The following is a 16,151-nucleotide window of genomic DNA, read 5'->3' on the forward strand; positions in this document are numbered from 1 at the left end:
TTCGGTAGGGTTCTCAGGCGCTTTCGCGCTTGTCGAGGAAGCGGATGGCGGCGTCGATCATCACGGCGCCGACGATGGTGACGCCCTTGAAGAAGTTGACGCTCTCCGCGCTGACGCCGAGCACGACGAGGCTCGTCGAGATCAGCGAGATGATGACGGCGCCCGTGATGGTGCCGATGACGGAGCCCTTGCCTCCGAAGAGGCTGGTGCCGCCGATGATGGTCGCCGCGAAGGCGTCGAGCAGCAGGTTGGTGTTGGCGATGTTGGTGTCGACGATCTGCACCTTGGCGACCAGCAGGATCGCCGTCAGCGCGACCATCAGGCCCCCGAACAGGTAGACGAGCAGGGTCTGGCTGAGCACCGGGGCGCCCCGTGCGGCCATCGCGTGCTTGTTCGACCCGAGCCCGTAGGTGTAGAGCCCGAACCGGGACCAGCGGGCCAGGGCGGCGACGGCCACCGCGATCAACGCCGCGACGATCACCAGCAGCGGGATGCCGAGGGGTCGGACGCTGCCGAGCCCGGACAGCACCGGGTCGTTGATGATCACCGTGCCCTGCTTGCCGAGCAGCAGCACGATGCCCTGCACGGCCGCCATGGTCGCGAGCGTCGCGATGAACGGGGGCATCGCGAGGACCGAGACGAGCAACCCGTTGATGAGGCCGAGCGCGAGGCCGGCCGCGATGCACATCAGCAGGGTCACGACCAGCGGTTGGCCCTGCTGGATGCCGCCGCCGAGCACCAGGGCGCACATCGCCACCCCGAAGCCCGCCGACAGGTCGAGCCCGCCGGCGATCAGGATCCACATCGCGCCGAGGCCGAGCACCGCGATGGGCACTGCGTTGAGCGCGATGTTGACGAGGTTGTTGGGGCTGATGGTCACGGGGTTGATCAGCGCCACCCCGATCAGCAGCAGGATCAGCAGCAGTTGCGGCGCGAACCGCACGATGAGGGCGCGGACCCGCTCCCCTGCCGGGGCGGCGGGCGTCGCGCGCGTGGCGGCAACGGCACTCACTTCGACTCCTTCTCGTCGGCCTGGATGACCTCTGCCACCAGGCGTTCGCCCTCTTCACCGAAGGCGTCTTGCATGACCCGCTCCTCCGTCACGCCGCCGGGATGTTCGGCGACGGTGACGCCGTCGCGCAGCACGATGACGCGGTCGGCGAGCGCGAGCACCTCCGGGATTTCCGAGGAGGTGACCACGACGCCGGCGCCCTTGGCCGTGAAGTCGGCGATCAGCGCGTGGATCTCGGCCTTTGCGCCGACGTCGACGCCGCGGGTGGGGTCGTCGAGCAGGATCAGCCTCGGGTCGAGCGCGAGCCACTTGCCGAGCACGACCTTCTGCTGGTTGCCTCCGGAGAGGTTCTTGATCCGGATCGCCGGGTCGTCGGGGCGCACGGAGAGGCGCGACTTCATCTCGGCGACCAGGTCGCGCTCGGCCCGCTGCGGGAGCAGCCCCATCGGGGCGTTGCGGCGAAGCCACAGCAGGCTCATGTTCTCCGCGACCGACATCTCGGGGAAGATGCCGTCGTGGTGGCGGTCCTCGGGAACGTAGGCGAGGCCGTCGATCGACAACTCGTTGAGCGAGCGTCGCTCGACCGGGCGGTCGAACACCTCGACGGTGCCCTCGGTCGGCTTGTTCAGCCCCGCGATGGCCTGGATCAGTTCCGTGCGACCAGAGCCCATCAGGCCGACGAGGCCGACCACCTCGCCGGAGCGGACCACCAGGGACGCGTCGTTGAGCCTGCGGCCGTCGGCGATGGAGTCGATTACGACAAGCGGGGCGCCCGGCTCGCCCGTTGGCGAGTAGGACATCTCCGCCAGTTCGCGCCCGACCATCATCGAAACGAGGGCCGCGGAGTCGGTGTCGGCGAGCGACGGCGCACCCACGACGAGGCCGTCGCGCATCACGACCGCGCGCGAGCACAGGTGGTAGATCTCGTCCATCTTGTGCGAGATGTAGAGGATCGCGGTGTTCCTGGCCTTGAGTCGTTCGATCAACTCGTACAGGTGGTCACGTTCCCTGGACGACAGCGCGGAGGTCGGCTCGTCCATGATGACCAGCCACGCGTCCTCGCGGACCGCGCGGACGATCTCGATCATCTGGCGGTGCCCGACCGAGAGCGAACTGACGGTGTCGCCCGCGTTGAACGGCATCTCGAGTTCGACGAGCAGTTCCTGCGTCGCCTTGCGCATCGCGCGCCTGCGCAGCGGCCCGAACCGGCCGAGCCGCAACTCCTGCCCGAGGAACATGTTCTGTGCGACGTCGAGTTCCGGCACCAGGCTGAAGTGCTGGTGGATCACGGCGATGCCCAACTTGCGGGCGTCCTCCGGGCCGGCGAGCGTGACGGGGCTGCCGTCGATGGCGATGTGGCCGGTGGTCGGCTGGTGGTTGCCAGCCAGCACCTTGACGAGCGTCGACTTCCCGGCGCCGTTCTCGCCCATCAGGGCCACGATCTCGCCCGGGACCAGGTCGAAGCTGACGCCCTTGAGGGCCTCCACCCCGGAGAAGACCTTCCGGACGTTGACGACGTCGAGCCTCCCGGGAACCGGTCGTGCGGCGCCGCCGGTGGCGTGCTGTTTCCGGAACGATCTGGAGCGAAGCGAGTTGGCCATGAACCGGCCGTTCTCTCGGATCTCGCGCAGCACCTCGCGCTGCGAGACGATCACCGCGAGGACGGTGAGCAGGCCGGTGCTGACGTAGATCATCGACTGGTCGACGCCCGCGAAGGACAGGCCGGAGGAGAGCAGGCCGACGAAGATCGAGCCGAGGAATGTCGAGACCATCGACCCGCGTCCGCCGGCGAGGCTCGCCCCGCCGATGACGGCGGCGGTGATCGCCGAGAACTCGAGGCCGAGGCCTGCCATCGGCTGGGCGGAGCCGGTGCGACCGATGGTCAGCAGTGCCCCGAGGCCGACGACGACGCCGACCAGCACGAAGGCGAGCAGCGTGACCGTCTTCGTCGGCACGCCGGAGGCGACCGCCGCGTTCTCGTTGCCGCCGACGGCGAAGAACCAGCGGCCGAGCAGCGTGCGGCGCAGCAGGAACCAGAAGGCGACGAGCACGAGGAGGGTGACGAGCACCGAGACGGGGATCCCCAGGATCGACTCGCGGCCGAGGAACAGCAGCGCCGGGTCGGTCACGGGCACCGCGTTGCCGCCGGAGATGCTGATGGCGGCGCCCCGTGCGAGCGCGAACATGCCGAGCGTCGCCATGAAGGCGTTGACCCGCAGCACCGAGATCAGGAAGCCGTTGAACGCTGCGACCGCGATGGCGGTGGCGAGGATCGTCAGGACGGTGAGCGGGGCGCTCGAGGTCGCCGTCAGCACGCTCGCCCCGACGACGGAGGCGAGGGCGAGCGAGGAACCGACGGAGAGGTCGATGCCGCGCACGATGATGACGCCGGTCATGCCGAAGGCGATCAGCGAGATCACTGCCGTCTGGACGGCGATGCTCGACAGGTTGAACGGGCTGAGGAAGCCGGGGAAGAGGACGCCGAGGACCACGGTGGCGACGACGATGGCCGTGATCAGGATGACGGTGGTGCGGTTCTGGTCGTCGCGGAGGATCCGCGAGACCCCGGAGCGGGTGCTCATGGGTGTGCAGGCCTTTCGTGGGGTGAGCGTGGGCGGGCCCGTCACCGGGCCCGCCCGTCGGCTCAGCCGACCGTCATATCGCCGTCCGACTTCGCCTTGCCGAACTCGGCGACGTAGTCGGTGGCGAGCTTGGTCGCCTCTTCCGTGGTGATGGTCGCGACATCGAGCCCGGCGTCCTTGACCGCCTGCGCGCCCTTCTCGGCGGCGATGGTGTAGGTGGGCATGAACAGGTCGTTGTCGAAGCTTGCGCCCGTCGCGAGGCGCGCGGCCACGGCGGTGTTCCAGGCGCCGACCCGGTAGGAGCCGGTGATGACGTCGGTGAGCACGCGGCCCGAGTCGATGTAGGGGAAGATCGCGGCGTCGCCGTCGTTGCTGACGAACGGGATGTCCAGGTTGGCCTGCTCGACCACCTTGATGGCGGGTAGCGTCAGGCCGTCGGAGATGCTGGCGACGGCAGCGAGGTCGGGGTTGTTCGAGATCACCGTCTGGGTGACCGAGCCGGCCTTCGAGCTATCGAAGTCAGTGGGCTGCGTGATGACCTCGATGTCGGGGAACTCGGCCGCCATGGTCTCCTCAAACGCCTTCTGGCGCGTGTCGGAGACGTAGTTGCCGACGGCGCCGATCAGGAAGAGCACCTTGCCCTTGCCTCCGACGGCGTTGCCGATCACCCGGGCCGACTGCACCCAGTTGTCGTGGTCGGGGTACAGCGTGTTGAAGTTCTGCTCGCCGCCGACCTTGTTGCCCATCGTGATGACCTTCACGCCTGCGTCGGAGGCCTTGTTGACGACGTCGACGATCGCATCGGCGTTGATCGGGTCGATCAGGATGACGTCCTTGCCCTGCGCGACGAAGCTCTCGATCGAGGAGATCTGCTTCTCGATGGAGCCGTCAGCGCTCTGCCAGGTCACGTCGACCCCGTAGTCCTTAGCGATGGCCTGCGAGGCCTCCTCCATCTGGACGAAGAAGGGAAGCGACAGGTTGATCTCGGCGACGCCGACCGACGGCTTGCCGCCCGAGTCAGAGCCCGGCTCGCTCGAGGTGCCGGGCTGTGAGCCCCCGCTGCAGCCGGCAAGCAGAGCGGCGAGGGCGACCGTGGCAACCACCAAGCCACGGGACCGAAATATCTTCATGATTCCTCCACATTTTTGACTTCGTCGTCATGGCTGCTCGCAGAGAACCAGCCTCGCCCCACGGTTTTGGAAGGGACTTTTGGAGAGTACGTGATTGATCTATCCCCGGATAGGGTGGCTCCGCCGCGAGGCACGTCTCGGCAGCTCGGCGTGGCGTCGCAATTTCCGCCGCGTCACACCTTGTCACGGCGCGAAAAAGGGTGCCAGGACGAAGCGTCCTGGCACCCTTTTGGTGGAACGAAAAACTACCCGATCAGGTGACGCAGCGCGGCCTGGTACAGCTCGACGAAGCGGTACTCACGGGCGCCCGCGGCGTCGGCGTCGAAGTCCTCGACGTTGGCGCGGAAGTCGGCGACCGACTCGCCCTCGCCGAGGGTCGGCAGCGCGAGCTGGTCGACGGCGTTCTCCCTGAGCAGCTTGTCGACCTCGGGGTCGGAGCGGAAGGCGCGGGCCTTGTCGGCCAGCATCAGGTAGGTCTCCATGTTGGCCTTGGCGGAGTCCCAGATGCCCTGCATGCCCTCGGTGCGCGACGGCTTGTAGTCGAAGTGGACGGGGCCGTCGTAGCGGGGCGCGTCGGGCGAGAAGGGGAAGCCGTTGACGAGCAGGTCGACGGTGAAGAAGGCGCTCAGCAGGTCGCCGTGGCCGAAGACCAGGTCCTGGTCGTACTTGAGGCCCTTCTGGCCGTTGAGGTCGATGTGGAACAGCTTGTTGCTGAACAGCGCCTGGGCGATGCCGTGGGTGTAGTTCAGGTTCGCCATCTGCTCGTGGCCGACCTCGGGGTTCAGGCCGACGATGTCGCCGTGCTCCAGCTCGGCGATCAGGCCGAGAGCGTGCCCGATCGACGGCAGGAAGATGTCGCCGCGGGGCTCGTTGGGCTTGGGCTCCAGGCCGATCCGCAGATCGTAGCCCTGCGACTTGATGTAGCCGGCGACGGTGTCGAGGCCCTCCTTGTAGCGCTCGAGCGCGGCGTAGAGATCCTTGGACGAGTCGTACTCGGCGCCCTCACGGCCGCCCCACATCACGAACATGGAGGCGCCGCACTCGGCGGCGGTGTCGACGGCGTCGAGGACCTTGCGCAGGCCGAAGCGGCGCACGGAGCGGTCGTTGGCCGTCAGCCCGCCGTCCTTGAAGCAGGGGTGCGTGAAGGTGTTGGTGGTGACCATCTCGATGGTGAGGCCGGCCTTGGCCGCCGCGTCCCTCAGGTGGCCGATGCGCTCGTTGCGCACCTCCTTGGTGGCATCGAACGCGTAGACGTCGTTGTCATGGAAGGTGATGCCCCATGCGCCCAGCTCGGCGAGCTTGTCGGCGTACTCCCACGGGTCGAGAGCCGGGCGGGTGTTGGTGCCGAAGGGGTCGGTTCCGGTCCATCCGACGGTCCAGAGACCGAAGGAGAACTTGTCGTCTTTGGTGGGGGTGCGCATTTGTTCCTCGCTGATTGTTGTTGTTTGGACGACGACGTCCCTATTAGTTTCAGTATAATACTTATCTCGTCGCGGGTTAGTGTCAACCCCGGGGAAGTTGAGCATTGGAGCCACATGACACCGCAGGATCCCTCGGCCGCGAAGATGACACAGTCCTCTGTGCGCTCGGCCAACCTCGCCCTGGTCCTCAGTCGGATTCCCGGCGAGGAGGGTTCCGTGTCCCGCGCCGACATCGCGGCCCAACTCGGCATGACCCGCTCGACCGTCTCCAGGCTGATCGACGACCTGATCGTCGGCCGCCTCGTGCGCGAGGGCGAGACCTCCGCTGGCGGCAGGGGGCGCCCGGCGGTCCCGCTGAACCTGCAGCGCCGCTCGGTGGTCTCCCTCGGGCTGGAGGTCAACGTCGAGCGCCTCGTCGCGACCCTCGTCGACCTGACGGGCGAGGTCCTCGTCGTGCGGCAGCGCGATCTCGACGTCGTCGCCCTCGATCCCGCGGACGCCATGGGTCAGTTGGCCGAACTGGCGACCGAGGCCCTCGAAGGCAGGCCGGCCGGATCGCGGCTGACCGGGGCGACCCTCGCGCTGCCCGGCCTGCTCGACCGCTCCGGGACGCGCGTGCTGCGCGCTCCGAACCTCGGCTGGGAGGGCGTCGAGCCGTCCGCGCTGTGGCGGTTGAGCGTCGACGGCGAGCCGGTTGCGCTCCGCTCGGCCAACGACATCGACTGCTCCGCCCTGACGGTGCTGCGCGACGACCCGCAGGCCTCCTTCATCTACGTCACGGGCGAGGTCGGCATCGGCTCCGCCGTCGCCATCAACGGCGAGATCCTCGCGGGCCGCAGCGGCTGGGCCGCGGAACTCGGCCACGTCTGTGTCGACCCGCACGGCCACCTGTGCGGCTGCGGGTCGATCGGCTGCCTCGAGTCGGTCGCGGGCGCGCGGGGCCTGCTGCGCGACAGCGGACAGCCCGGCGTCGCCAGCCTGATCGCGGCCGCGGAGGCGGACGAGGACTTGGCGCTCGCCACGATCGAGGGCGCCGCCGACGCGCTCGGGATCGCGCTGAGCGCCGCCCTGAACCTCCTCGACGTCGAGAACATCCGACTGGGCGGGCACCTGGGCCAACTCGAGCCATTCATGCGTGACCGGCTCGCGGCCGTGCTGAACCAGCGCGTGCTGTGGGCACGACACTCCGGCATCGAGGTGGAGGTGGTGGAACGCGCCCCGCTGCGCGCCGCGATGGGCGCGGGGCTCGCCGGGCTCGGCCAGGTGATCGCCGACCCTGCGACCTGGATCGACGAGTTGCTGGCCGACTGAGCGGCGCTCAGGCGTCGAAGGTGGTGCGCCCCGTCGGCTCGGGGACCTGATGCCAGGTGCCGTCTGACGCCGAGGCCGCCGCCGCGCTTGCGATGCCCGCAGCCACGAGCCCATCCGCGACGCTCGGCGCGAGTTGGCGACCGGTCGCGATCGACTCGAGGAACAGCTTCGCCTCGATCGTCTTGAGGTCGTCGAAGCTCAGCCCCATGCCGCCGCCGGGCTGGAAGCGGCCGAACTCGCCGAAGCCGGGCTCGGTCATCGTCCGGGTGAAGCCGTAGCCGCGCTCCCCCGCGAGGCACACGTCCACCTCGTTCATCCGCTCGAAGTTCCACTTGGCGGAGCCGAGGCTGCCGAACAGTTCGAACCCGTAGTCGCAGCGCGCGCCGATGGCGATCCGCGACGACTCGAAGGTGCCCATGGTGCCCGACCCGAAGCGGGCGATCACCGCGGCGTAGTCCTCGTTCTCGACGGGGAGCGCTGGCGCGTCGGGGTCGGCCCGCACGCCGTGGCCCTGACCGCCCGCCAGCGGAGCGGGGCGCTCGCTGATGAACGTGCGGGTCGCGGAGGTGACCCCGCGGATCGGCCCGACCAGGTACTGCGCCAGGTCGAAGCCGTGGCTGAGCAGGTCGCCGAGGACGCCGGAGCCCGCCTGCTCCTTCACGAACCGCCAGGTGCGCGGGCCCTCCGGTGACGCGGAGTAGTCGGCGTTCAGCCAGACCCGGATCGAGCGGATCTCGCCGAGCGTTCCCTCGCGGATCAGCCTGCGGACGTGGCCGACCGCGGGCGCGTGGCGGTAGTTGAAGCCGACCGACGTGACGAGCCCGGACGCCTCCACGGCGTCGGCGATCTGCCGCGACTGCTCGACCCCGGTGCCCATCGGCTTCTCGATCCAGAACGGCTTGCCCGCGGCTACGGCGGCGAGCGCGAAGTCGCGGTGCAGGAAGTTGGGCGCGCAGATCGACACCGCATCCACGTCGGGATGCGTCAGCACCCGCTGGATGTCGTCCGTGGTCTCCCGGTAGCCGAACCGCTCAACGGCCGTGTTCGCGTTGGCCTCGGATGGGTCGGCGACGATGACCAGGTCCGGGTCGATCCCGAGGTCGGGATAGTTCTCGCGCACTGCGAGGTAGGCCTTCGAGTGCAGCATGCCCATCCAGCCAGCAGAGATCAGGCCGATGCCGAGGCGTCGTCGAGTCGTCATGGTGGCCCTCAGTTCTTCAGGTCTGCGATGGCGACGGGCAGGCCCGTCTGGCGGGAGCGGACGGCGGCCTCGGAGAGGTACAGCGCCTCGAGCGCCTCAACCGGGGTGCAGGCGCGGTTCGCGGCGCCCTCGATCACGTCGAGGAAGTGCGCCAGTTCGGCGACGTACGCGTCCTCGAAGCGCTCGTGGTAGATCTGGTAGGGCTCGCCCTGCCGCCAGGAGAGATTCTCCTCGGCGCTGCGCAGCGGGGCACGGTCGTCGAGGCCGACGAAGATGCCGCCCTCGGTGCCGAAGATCTCGAGGCGCACGTCGTGGCCCGCCCCGTTGTTGCGACTTGCGCTGACGAGGGCGACCATCCCGTTGTCGTAGGTCACAAGCGAACTGCCGGAGTCGACGTCGCCGTGCTCGGCGAAGTAGGGCTCGCCCATCGTGGAGCCGACGGTGTAGACGCTGACCGGAGTCAGGCCGGTGATCCAGGAGATGGCGTCGAAGTCGTGGCTGTTGCAGTCGCGGAACAGGCCACCGGAGGTCGCGACGTAGGCGGGCGACGGCGGCGCGGCGTCGAAGGTGGTGGCGTGCATGGTGTGGACGCCGCCGAACCGGCCCTCGCGGTAGGCCTCGCGGGCCCGGTTGAAGCCTGCGTCGAAGCGGCGCTGGAAGCCGATCTGGACGACGACGTCCGGCCGCCTCTCCGCGTGCTCGACCACGGCGCGCGTGGTCTCGAGGTCGATCGCGATCGGCTTCTCGCAGAATGTCGGCAGCCCTGCGTCGAGGGCCAGGTGCAGCAGTTCGGCGTGCCGCGAGGTCTTGGCGGTGATCGCGACGCCGTCCACGTCGCCGAAGGCCTCCTCGACCGTGACCGCGCGGGCCTTGCCGGAGAGCGTCGCGGCGAGTTCGTCGGCGCGCCCCTCGACGAAGTCGGCCAGCAGGAGTTCGTCGACGCGCTCCATGGCGTCGAGTCGGGCGGCGTGTGCCGAGCCGATGATGCCAGAGCCGACCAGGGAGATGCGCATACGGCGTCCTTTCACGTGCGGGACCGGGGGCGCGTCGATTCCGACCACCCGAACGGACCGGTCAATTCCTGTCCAGCCAGCGTAGGCCGCGGAGCATCGCCACGCACCGCGGACGCGGCGCGACTAGGCACTTTCAGTCGCGCGGCATCTCGCAGGAATCGGTGCCGCCAGGAAGTCGCTGACGGTTGCGGGCCACGGCGCGGTAGGCGCGCTCGACGATCCAGCGCAGGCCGGGCAGCGTCAGGAGGGTCCCCAGGATCGGCCAGGGCCAGCGGCCGGCGCGCAGCACCCGGGCGATCGCGGCGCCGCCGGTGAACACGTCGCCGTCTGCAAGAACGTGCAGCGACTCCGCACACTTATCCACAGTCAGCCCGAGCGCGGCCAGGTCCTGCGACTGGAACGAACGAGCCTCGGCGTCCGCGCCTAGCCAGGGCCGGGTCATGGCGCGGGCCGATGACGTGCAGAACCCGCAATCGGCGTCGAAGAGCACCAGCGGCACGCGGCGAGGCGACTTGTCCACCGGGTTATCCCCAGTCACGCTGGCGCGGCCCACAGCCGCATCGCCCCTTGTCGGAGACGTATCGCCGCTGCGCTCCGCGTTCTCAGTCACTGGCCCGAGTCTCCTCTTGTGGATAACTAGCGGCCTCGTCCTCCACAGCGCTCTGCTCGGGATGGTTCCCGTCCTCCTCAGCCGCGGATGGTTCGTCCGCCGCCGCCTCGTCGCTCTCGGCATCCGGGGCGTCAGCCTCCGCCTGTTCGGCGTCGTCGGCTCCGGAGTTATCCTCCGGGTTGTCCACAGGCTCCTCGACGTCGCTGATCCGGCGCGCCCGCGACCACAGCCACAGGGCGACGCCCGCCAGGATCATCGGCACCGACAGCCACTGCCCCATGCTGAGGCCCATGCCGAGCAGGCCGAGGTAGGAGTCGGGCTCGCGCCAGTACTCGGCGATGAAGCGGAACAGTCCGTAGCCCGCAAGGAAGAAGCCTGCGACCTGGCCGCGGTAGCGGGGCTTGGCGGCGTACCACCAGAGCAGCACGAACAGCAGCACGCCCTCCAGCAGCATCTGGTAGAGCTGCGATGGGTGCCGCGGGACGTTGCCGCCGGTCGGGAAGATCATCGCCCACGGCAGGTCGGCGGGCGCCTCGCGGCCCCACAGCTCACCGTTGATGAAGTTGCCGAGTCGGCCGGCCGCCAGCCCGATCGGGGCGGCGGGCACGAGGAAGTCGGCGACCTGCAGGAAGGGGCGCTTCTGACGCCACGCGTAGTAGGCGATGCCGAGCGCCACGCCGACGGCGCCGCCGTGGAAGCTCATGCCGCCGTCCCACACCTTGAAGATGTCGAGCGGGGCCGCCAGGTAGCGCGCGGGCTGGTAGAAGAGGCAATAGCCGAGCCGGCCGCCGATCAGCACGCCCGCGATGGCGGCGAGCAGCAGGTCCTCGACGTCGCTCGGGGCCCAGGGCTTCGGCTTGGTGATCGAGCTGTACGGCTCCTTGCGGAGCCTGCGGCGCATCAGCACGTAGCCGAGCGCGAACGCGACCAGGTACATGATCGCGTACCAGTGGATCTTCAGCCCGAAGATGTTGATCGCCACCGGGTCGAAGTCTGGGAAGGTCAGCACCAAGCTCGTCACGGGGTCAAGCTTGCCATGCCGCGGCGGAGGCTCCGAGCGTCACCATGGCGGTGGGGGTCGGCACGGCCACCCGCAGCGCCTCCGCGCCCGTGTCAGGGTCGCTGACGACGACCTCGTCAGAGCGCTCCCCGGCCACCACGAGGCGACCGTCGATCATCCCCAGGAATCGGGGCCAGGCCACGCCCGCCGGGCGGCTGCCGGTGAGGGCCACCCCGTCGGGGGTTGGTCGCAGCGTGAAGATCCGGTCGCAGCCTCGCACCGCGACGAGCACCGACGCGCCGTCCGCGACGATCCCGGAGGCGAAGTCGCGGGTCCCGGGTGCCGGGCAGCCGAGCGGGAGGGTGTGGGCGACCCGCCAGCGGTCCGCGTCGCGCACCAGCGTGACGACCTCGCAGCTCAGTTCGGTGAGGACGTGCAGCACGCCCGGAGAGGACTCGACGGCGTGCCGCGGCCCCGATCCCTCGGCGAGCGACAGCCTCTGCTGCTCGGCTTCGCCGCGCCACCAGCGCAGCACGTCGAGGCCCATGTCGACGGTCAGCGTCGAACCGTCCGTCAGAGGCAGCGCCATGTGCGCGCGGGATCGCCGGTCGGCGTGTGACGGGAGCACGGGCAGGCTGGCGGCGGCCCCGAGGGAGCCATCCGGTCCGATCGGCAGCACGTCGACGCTCCCGTCGCCCCAGCACGACACCCAGGCCGCCCCGCCGACCACCGCGAGGTGGCACGGCCCGTCGCCGACCGCGACGGGCGGCCCGAGCGGCTCGACTCCCGGGCCGACCCGGAACGCCTGCACCGCCGCGTCACCCTCGAGGCAGGCGTACAGCACCGGGAGCCGCGGGTGCCCCGTCAGCCACGACGGCGACGGGGCCTCCGCGGCAAGCTCGTAGGTCCACTCGCCGCCGTCAGTGCGCGACACGCGCCCGATGCCCGCGGCGCCGCCACCCTCCCCGCGTCGGGAGCCGCCCACCCAGAAAGTCACGGCCTCACGCTACATCCCGAGAAAACTGTCGGAGGCGGGGTGTGGACTTGGATCCATGAGCACGACGATCGACACCGGCCTTGCCGACCTGATCACCATCTACGAGGTGCGCGCCCACCTGGAGGCGCTGCGTCCCGACCTCGCCGACGCGGTCACGGTCGACGGCGAACGCCCGAGGCTGTCGCTCCGACTGACGACGGGCGCGGCGGTGACGCTGGAGAGGAGCGACCAGTCGACGACCGGCTGGGCCGTGATCTCGCCCGCGGTGCACGGCATCGTGACGCCCGCGCTGGGGGCGGCGGGCATGGCCGACGCGATGGTCTCGCTCGTCGGCCTGCTCGGCCCGGCGCCGCTGCATCGGGTCGCGTAGAGAGACGGGGGACAAGTAATGGGGCGGGCCGTCTGGCCCGCCCCATTACTCCTTGTGCGTAGGTCTTCTCGTCACTCTTCGCGCTGGAAGGACATCGTCGCCGCGTAGGCCTTCTCGGATGGCCAGCGGGTGGTGATCGCCTTGAGCTTGGTGTAGAATTTCACGCCTTCGGGCCGTGGATGTGGAGGTCGCCCAGCAGCGACTCCTTCCAGCCGCCGAAGGAGTAGTAGGCCACCGGCGTCGGGATCGGCACGTTGACGCCGACCATGCCTGCCTCCACGTCGAGGGTGAAGCGACGAGCGACGCCGCCGTCGTTGGTGAAGATCGCGGAGCCGTTGCCGAACTCGCAGCCGTTGACGATCTCGATCGCCTCGGCGTAGCTGTCGGCGTGCACGATCGTCAGCACCGGGCCGAAGACCTCCTCGTAGTACGCGGGCGCCTCGAGCGGGACGTCGTCGAGGATGGTGGGGCCGAGCCAGAAGCCGTCCTCGTGGCCGTCGACGGTGAGGCCGCGGCCGTCGAGCACGACCGTGGCGCCGCGCTTCTCCGCGTCATCGATGAGGCCGGTGATGCGCTCCTTGGCGGCCTTCGAGATGACCGGGCCCATGTTGACGCCCTCGTCGAGGCCGTTTCCGACCTTGATCTTCTCGCCGAATGCCTTGACCATGTCTGCCAGCTTCGGGCCGATGCCGCCGACGGCGACCACGACGGGGAGCGCCATGCAGCGCTCGCCCGCGGCACCGAAGGCGGCGGCGGCGATGTGCTGGGCGGCGAACTCGAGGTCGGAGTCGGGCATCACGATGGCGTGGTTGTTCGCGCCGCCGAGGGCCTGGACGCGCTTGCCGTTTGCGGTGCCGACCTCCTGGATGATGTGGGCGACCGGGGTCGAGCCGACGAACGAGATCGCGTCGATGCCGGGGTGCTCCAGGATGCTGGTGACGATGTCACGGTTGCCGGAGACGACGTTGAAGACGCCGTCAGGCAGGCCCGCCTCCTTGTAGAGCTTCGCGATCAGCAGCGACGCGGTCGGCGTCGGGCTGGCCGGCTTCAGGATGAAGGAGTTGCCGGTGGCGATAGCGACCGGGTGCATCCACATCGGGACCATGATGGGGAAGTTGAAGGGGCAGATGCCCGCGACGACGCCCACCGGCTGGTGCACGGTGTGGATGTCGACGCCGGAGGAGATGTCGTAGGAGTACTCGCCCTTGAGCGCGGCGTTGATGCCGCACGCGAAGTCGAGGGTCTCGCGACCACGCTGGATCTCACCGAGGGCGTCGCCGTAGTCCTTGCCGTGCTCCGCGACGATCGACTTGGCCAGTTCGTCCTGGTTGGCGAGCACCAGTTCGCGCATCTTGAACATGATGGCCGTGCGCTTGGCCAGCGAGGTCTTCGCCCAGGCCTTCTGCGCCTCGACGGCGACCTCGACGGCGTGGTCGAGGTCGGCCTTGCTCGCGGCGAGCAGTTCGGACTCCACCTTGCCGGTGGCCGGGTTCTCGACCGGGATGGTTCCGACCGGCTGGCCCTCGTACGGGGCCCCGTTGATCCAGTGGGTGATCGTCTGCGTCATGTATCTGCCTTCCGTTGAACGGCGCATCGGTTTCGACTCGGCCCGGCACCTGCGCTGGGCATTTGTACATACAATAACAGACGTGGGACGGGGCCTCAAGGGCGAAGTGTCCGCCCCGAGCGCACCCGCAGGGGCGATGGCGGGGTCGCGCCGACGTCCGCATTCGGCCTCTGTCAGTGGAGTTGTCCGCACATAGCGCGTCGACCCGGTCGACCGCGCGACCGACCGGATGGGCCGGGCGCGGTTACTGTGACGCCATGCAACTGCCGTCGACCCCCGACCTCGTCAGACACCCGTGGTGGCGGGCGCTGCGCCGCAACCCCAACGCCACGCTGCTCGCGGTGCAACTGCTCTCGATCCTGATCTTCCCCTTCCTCGACGGGGACGCGAGCGCGTTGGGGCGCAGCCTGTTCAGCCTGCTCGGACTGCTGGTGCTGGTGCTGGCGATCCGGGCCGTCAACGCGACCCCGATGTTCACCTGGGTCGGCATCGTGCTGCTGATCCCCGCGGTGATCATCACGGTGGCCGATGGCCTGTTCGGGTGGACCCAGCCGCTGCACGTCTGGAGCGACGTGCTGCACATGCTGTTCTACGGCTACACGACGATTTCGCTGATCGTCTACATGTTCCGCGACGACAAGGTGACCCACGACGAACTGTTCGCGGTCGGCGCCTGCTTCACGGTGGCCGTGTGGACCTTCGCCTACGCCTACTCGATCATCGGGTTCCTCTACCCGGGGCGTTCGCGGCCGCGACGCCCGGCCCCGACCGGACGTGGATCGAACTGCTGTTCCTGAGTTGTACCACCATGACCTCGACGGGACTCTCGGACGTGGTGCCGGTGGTGCCGCTGGCCCGTTCGGTCGTGATGATCCAGCAGATCGCGGGCATGCTGTACGTCGCGATGGTGGTCGCCCGGCTGGTCGCGATGGGCCTGCGCCGCCGGGAGCGCTACGACAACGCCTAGAGTGCGGCGGGCCTCCAACTCGGCGACTTGACTGGCAGGATCCCGCGCAGCATGGCGACGCTCTGCTCGACCCCCTCCAGGGCGTCCTGGCCGACGTCCTCGTGCTCGATACTCAGCAACCCGTCGTAGCCCGAGGCGCGCAGGTCGGCCAGGAACTGGCCCCAGAACTGCTGCCCTCCCGGGTATCCGAGCCCGAGCGTCACGTAGTTCCAGGCCCTGTCGCGGGCCTTGTCGACCGTCTGGGTGTCGAGCATGCCGTTGACCGCAGCGATCGAGGACTGCACCCTCGCGTCCTTCATGTGGACGTGGTGGATGACGCCGTCGAGTTCCCGGGCGAGCAGGCGCGGGTCGACGCCCATCCAGATCGGGTGCGAGGGGTCGAGGTTGGCGCCGACGCTCTCGCCGACCTCGCCACGCAGCCTCAGCAGGGTCGCCGCGTTGTAGACGAGTTGCTGTCCGTGCATCTCGACCGCGAACCGCACGCCCCGCGGCCGCGCGAACTCGACGAGGTCGCGCCAGTAGGGCAGCGCCACCCGGTTCCACTGGTAGTCGAGGATGGTCTGCGTCTCTGGCGGCCACGAGGTGGTGATCCAGTTCGGGGTCGCGTCACCGGGCGCCCCGCCGGGCAGCCCGGACATGCACACCACGGTCGGCACCTCGAGGACCTCGGCCAGTTCGACGGTGCGGCGGAGCACCCGGTCGACCTCAGCCCCGATCACGGGGTGCAACTGGTTGCCGTTGGCGTTGAGCGCGGCGACCCGCAGCCCCCGCTCGTCCAGCTTGCGGAGGAACCGGGCGCGCTCGGCAGGGTCGTCGAGCATGGCGTCGACGTCGAGGTGGGGCGCCTCCGACCAACCCCCGGTCGCGAACTCCAGGTCCATGACTCCGAGTTCCGTGGCCGCGTCGAGCATGTCGTCGACGGGCATCGAGCCGAGGGAGTCGGTGAGCAGTGCGATGCGCATGGAGCGGC

At 69.3% G+C, this 16,151-nt stretch carries 14 protein-coding genes and 1 pseudogene; 4 read left to right on the forward strand and 11 right to left on the reverse strand.

The features are described 5' to 3' along the window. Positions 1 to 13: 13 nt before the first annotated feature. The 4 genes from BW730_RS13880 to xylA form a co-directional block, all read right to left on the reverse strand. Positions 14 to 1,012 (reverse strand): ABC transporter permease, encoded by a 999-nt coding sequence (locus BW730_RS13880; protein WP_077686778.1) that lies wholly within the window; start codon positions 1,010 to 1,012, stop codon positions 14 to 16. Further along, positions 1,009 to 3,594, reverse strand: coding sequence for an ATP-binding cassette domain-containing protein (locus BW730_RS13885; protein WP_077686779.1), 2,586 nt, complete (start codon positions 3,592 to 3,594; stop codon positions 1,009 to 1,011). Before BW730_RS13885 ends, BW730_RS13880 begins: the two co-directional genes overlap by 4 nt. Positions 3,595 to 3,656: 62 nt before the next feature. Next, positions 3,657 to 4,724 carry a sugar ABC transporter substrate-binding protein gene (locus BW730_RS13890; RefSeq protein ID WP_077686780.1) on the reverse strand — a complete coding sequence of 356 codons (1,068 nt, stop codon included), beginning with the start codon at positions 4,722 to 4,724 and terminating at the stop codon, positions 3,657 to 3,659. A 245-nt stretch (positions 4,725 to 4,969) separates the two neighbouring features. Beyond that, on the reverse strand, positions 4,970 to 6,145 hold the full coding sequence (gene xylA / locus BW730_RS13895; protein WP_077686781.1) for a xylose isomerase: 1,176 nt from the start codon (positions 6,143 to 6,145) through the stop codon (positions 4,970 to 4,972). A gap of 216 nt (positions 6,146 to 6,361) precedes the next feature. Between xylA and BW730_RS13900 the strand changes: the two genes are divergently transcribed. Continuing rightward, a complete protein-coding gene (locus BW730_RS13900) occupies positions 6,362 to 7,456 on the forward strand; it encodes an ROK family protein (RefSeq protein ID WP_145952883.1) in 1,095 nt (364 codons plus the stop codon). A gap of 7 nt (positions 7,457 to 7,463) precedes the next feature. On the opposite strand, the gene BW730_RS13905 is transcribed toward BW730_RS13900, so the two are convergent. The 5 genes from BW730_RS13905 to BW730_RS13925 form a co-directional block, all read right to left on the reverse strand. Continuing rightward, positions 7,464 to 8,657: a Gfo/Idh/MocA family protein gene (locus BW730_RS13905; protein ID WP_077686783.1), complete on the reverse strand. Its 1,194-nt coding sequence runs from the start codon at positions 8,655 to 8,657 to the stop codon at positions 7,464 to 7,466. Between the two features lie 8 nt (positions 8,658 to 8,665). Then, positions 8,666 to 9,670, reverse strand: coding sequence for a Gfo/Idh/MocA family protein (locus tag BW730_RS13910; RefSeq protein ID WP_077686784.1), 1,005 nt, complete (start codon positions 9,668 to 9,670; stop codon positions 8,666 to 8,668). Positions 9,671 to 9,803: 133 nt separating this feature from the next. Then, a complete protein-coding gene (locus BW730_RS18645; RefSeq protein WP_158522673.1) occupies positions 9,804 to 10,190 on the reverse strand; it encodes a thiol-disulfide oxidoreductase DCC family protein in 387 nt (128 codons plus the stop codon). A gap of 82 nt (positions 10,191 to 10,272) precedes the next feature. Then, positions 10,273 to 11,301 carry a prolipoprotein diacylglyceryl transferase gene (gene lgt / locus BW730_RS13920; protein WP_226996826.1) on the reverse strand — a complete coding sequence of 343 codons (1,029 nt, stop codon included), beginning with the start codon at positions 11,299 to 11,301 and terminating at the stop codon, positions 10,273 to 10,275. A gap of 4 nt (positions 11,302 to 11,305) precedes the next feature. Beyond that, entirely contained in the window at positions 11,306 to 12,277 is a 972-nt protein-coding gene (locus tag BW730_RS13925; protein WP_077686787.1) for a lactonase family protein, read from the reverse strand. Between the two features lie 55 nt (positions 12,278 to 12,332). Between BW730_RS13925 and BW730_RS13930 the strand changes: the two genes are divergently transcribed. After that, complete coding sequence (locus tag BW730_RS13930) at positions 12,333 to 12,647, forward strand: hypothetical protein (RefSeq protein WP_077686788.1); 315 nt, start codon at positions 12,333 to 12,335, stop codon at positions 12,645 to 12,647. A 71-nt stretch (positions 12,648 to 12,718) separates the two neighbouring features. Here the strand turns inward: BW730_RS13930 and BW730_RS13935 are convergent. Then, positions 12,719 to 14,214 (reverse strand): annotated as a pseudogene (locus BW730_RS13935) (CoA-acylating methylmalonate-semialdehyde dehydrogenase). A gap of 257 nt (positions 14,215 to 14,471) precedes the next feature. Here BW730_RS13935 and BW730_RS13940 point away from each other — a divergent pair. Both BW730_RS13940 and BW730_RS19830 read left to right on the forward strand, forming a co-directional pair. After that, positions 14,472 to 15,011 carry a hypothetical protein gene (locus BW730_RS13940; RefSeq protein WP_077686789.1) on the forward strand — a complete coding sequence of 180 codons (540 nt, stop codon included), beginning with the start codon at positions 14,472 to 14,474 and terminating at the stop codon, positions 15,009 to 15,011. An 11-nt stretch (positions 15,012 to 15,022) separates the two neighbouring features. Further along, complete coding sequence (locus BW730_RS19830) at positions 15,023 to 15,181, forward strand: two pore domain potassium channel family protein (RefSeq protein WP_077686790.1); 159 nt, start codon at positions 15,023 to 15,025, stop codon at positions 15,179 to 15,181. On the opposite strand, the gene BW730_RS13950 is transcribed toward BW730_RS19830, so the two are convergent. Then, the gene (locus BW730_RS13950) at positions 15,178 to 16,143 is read right to left on the reverse strand and encodes a sugar phosphate isomerase/epimerase family protein (RefSeq protein ID WP_077686791.1); all 966 of its coding nucleotides are present in this window, start codon (positions 16,141 to 16,143) and stop codon (positions 15,178 to 15,180) included. The genes BW730_RS19830 and BW730_RS13950 overlap by 4 nt on opposite strands. Between the last annotated feature and the right edge of the window lie 8 nt (positions 16,144 to 16,151).

Source organism: Tessaracoccus aquimaris, from assembly GCF_001997345.1.
Taxonomy (GTDB): Bacteria; Actinomycetota; Actinomycetes; order Propionibacteriales; family Propionibacteriaceae; genus Arachnia; species Arachnia aquimaris.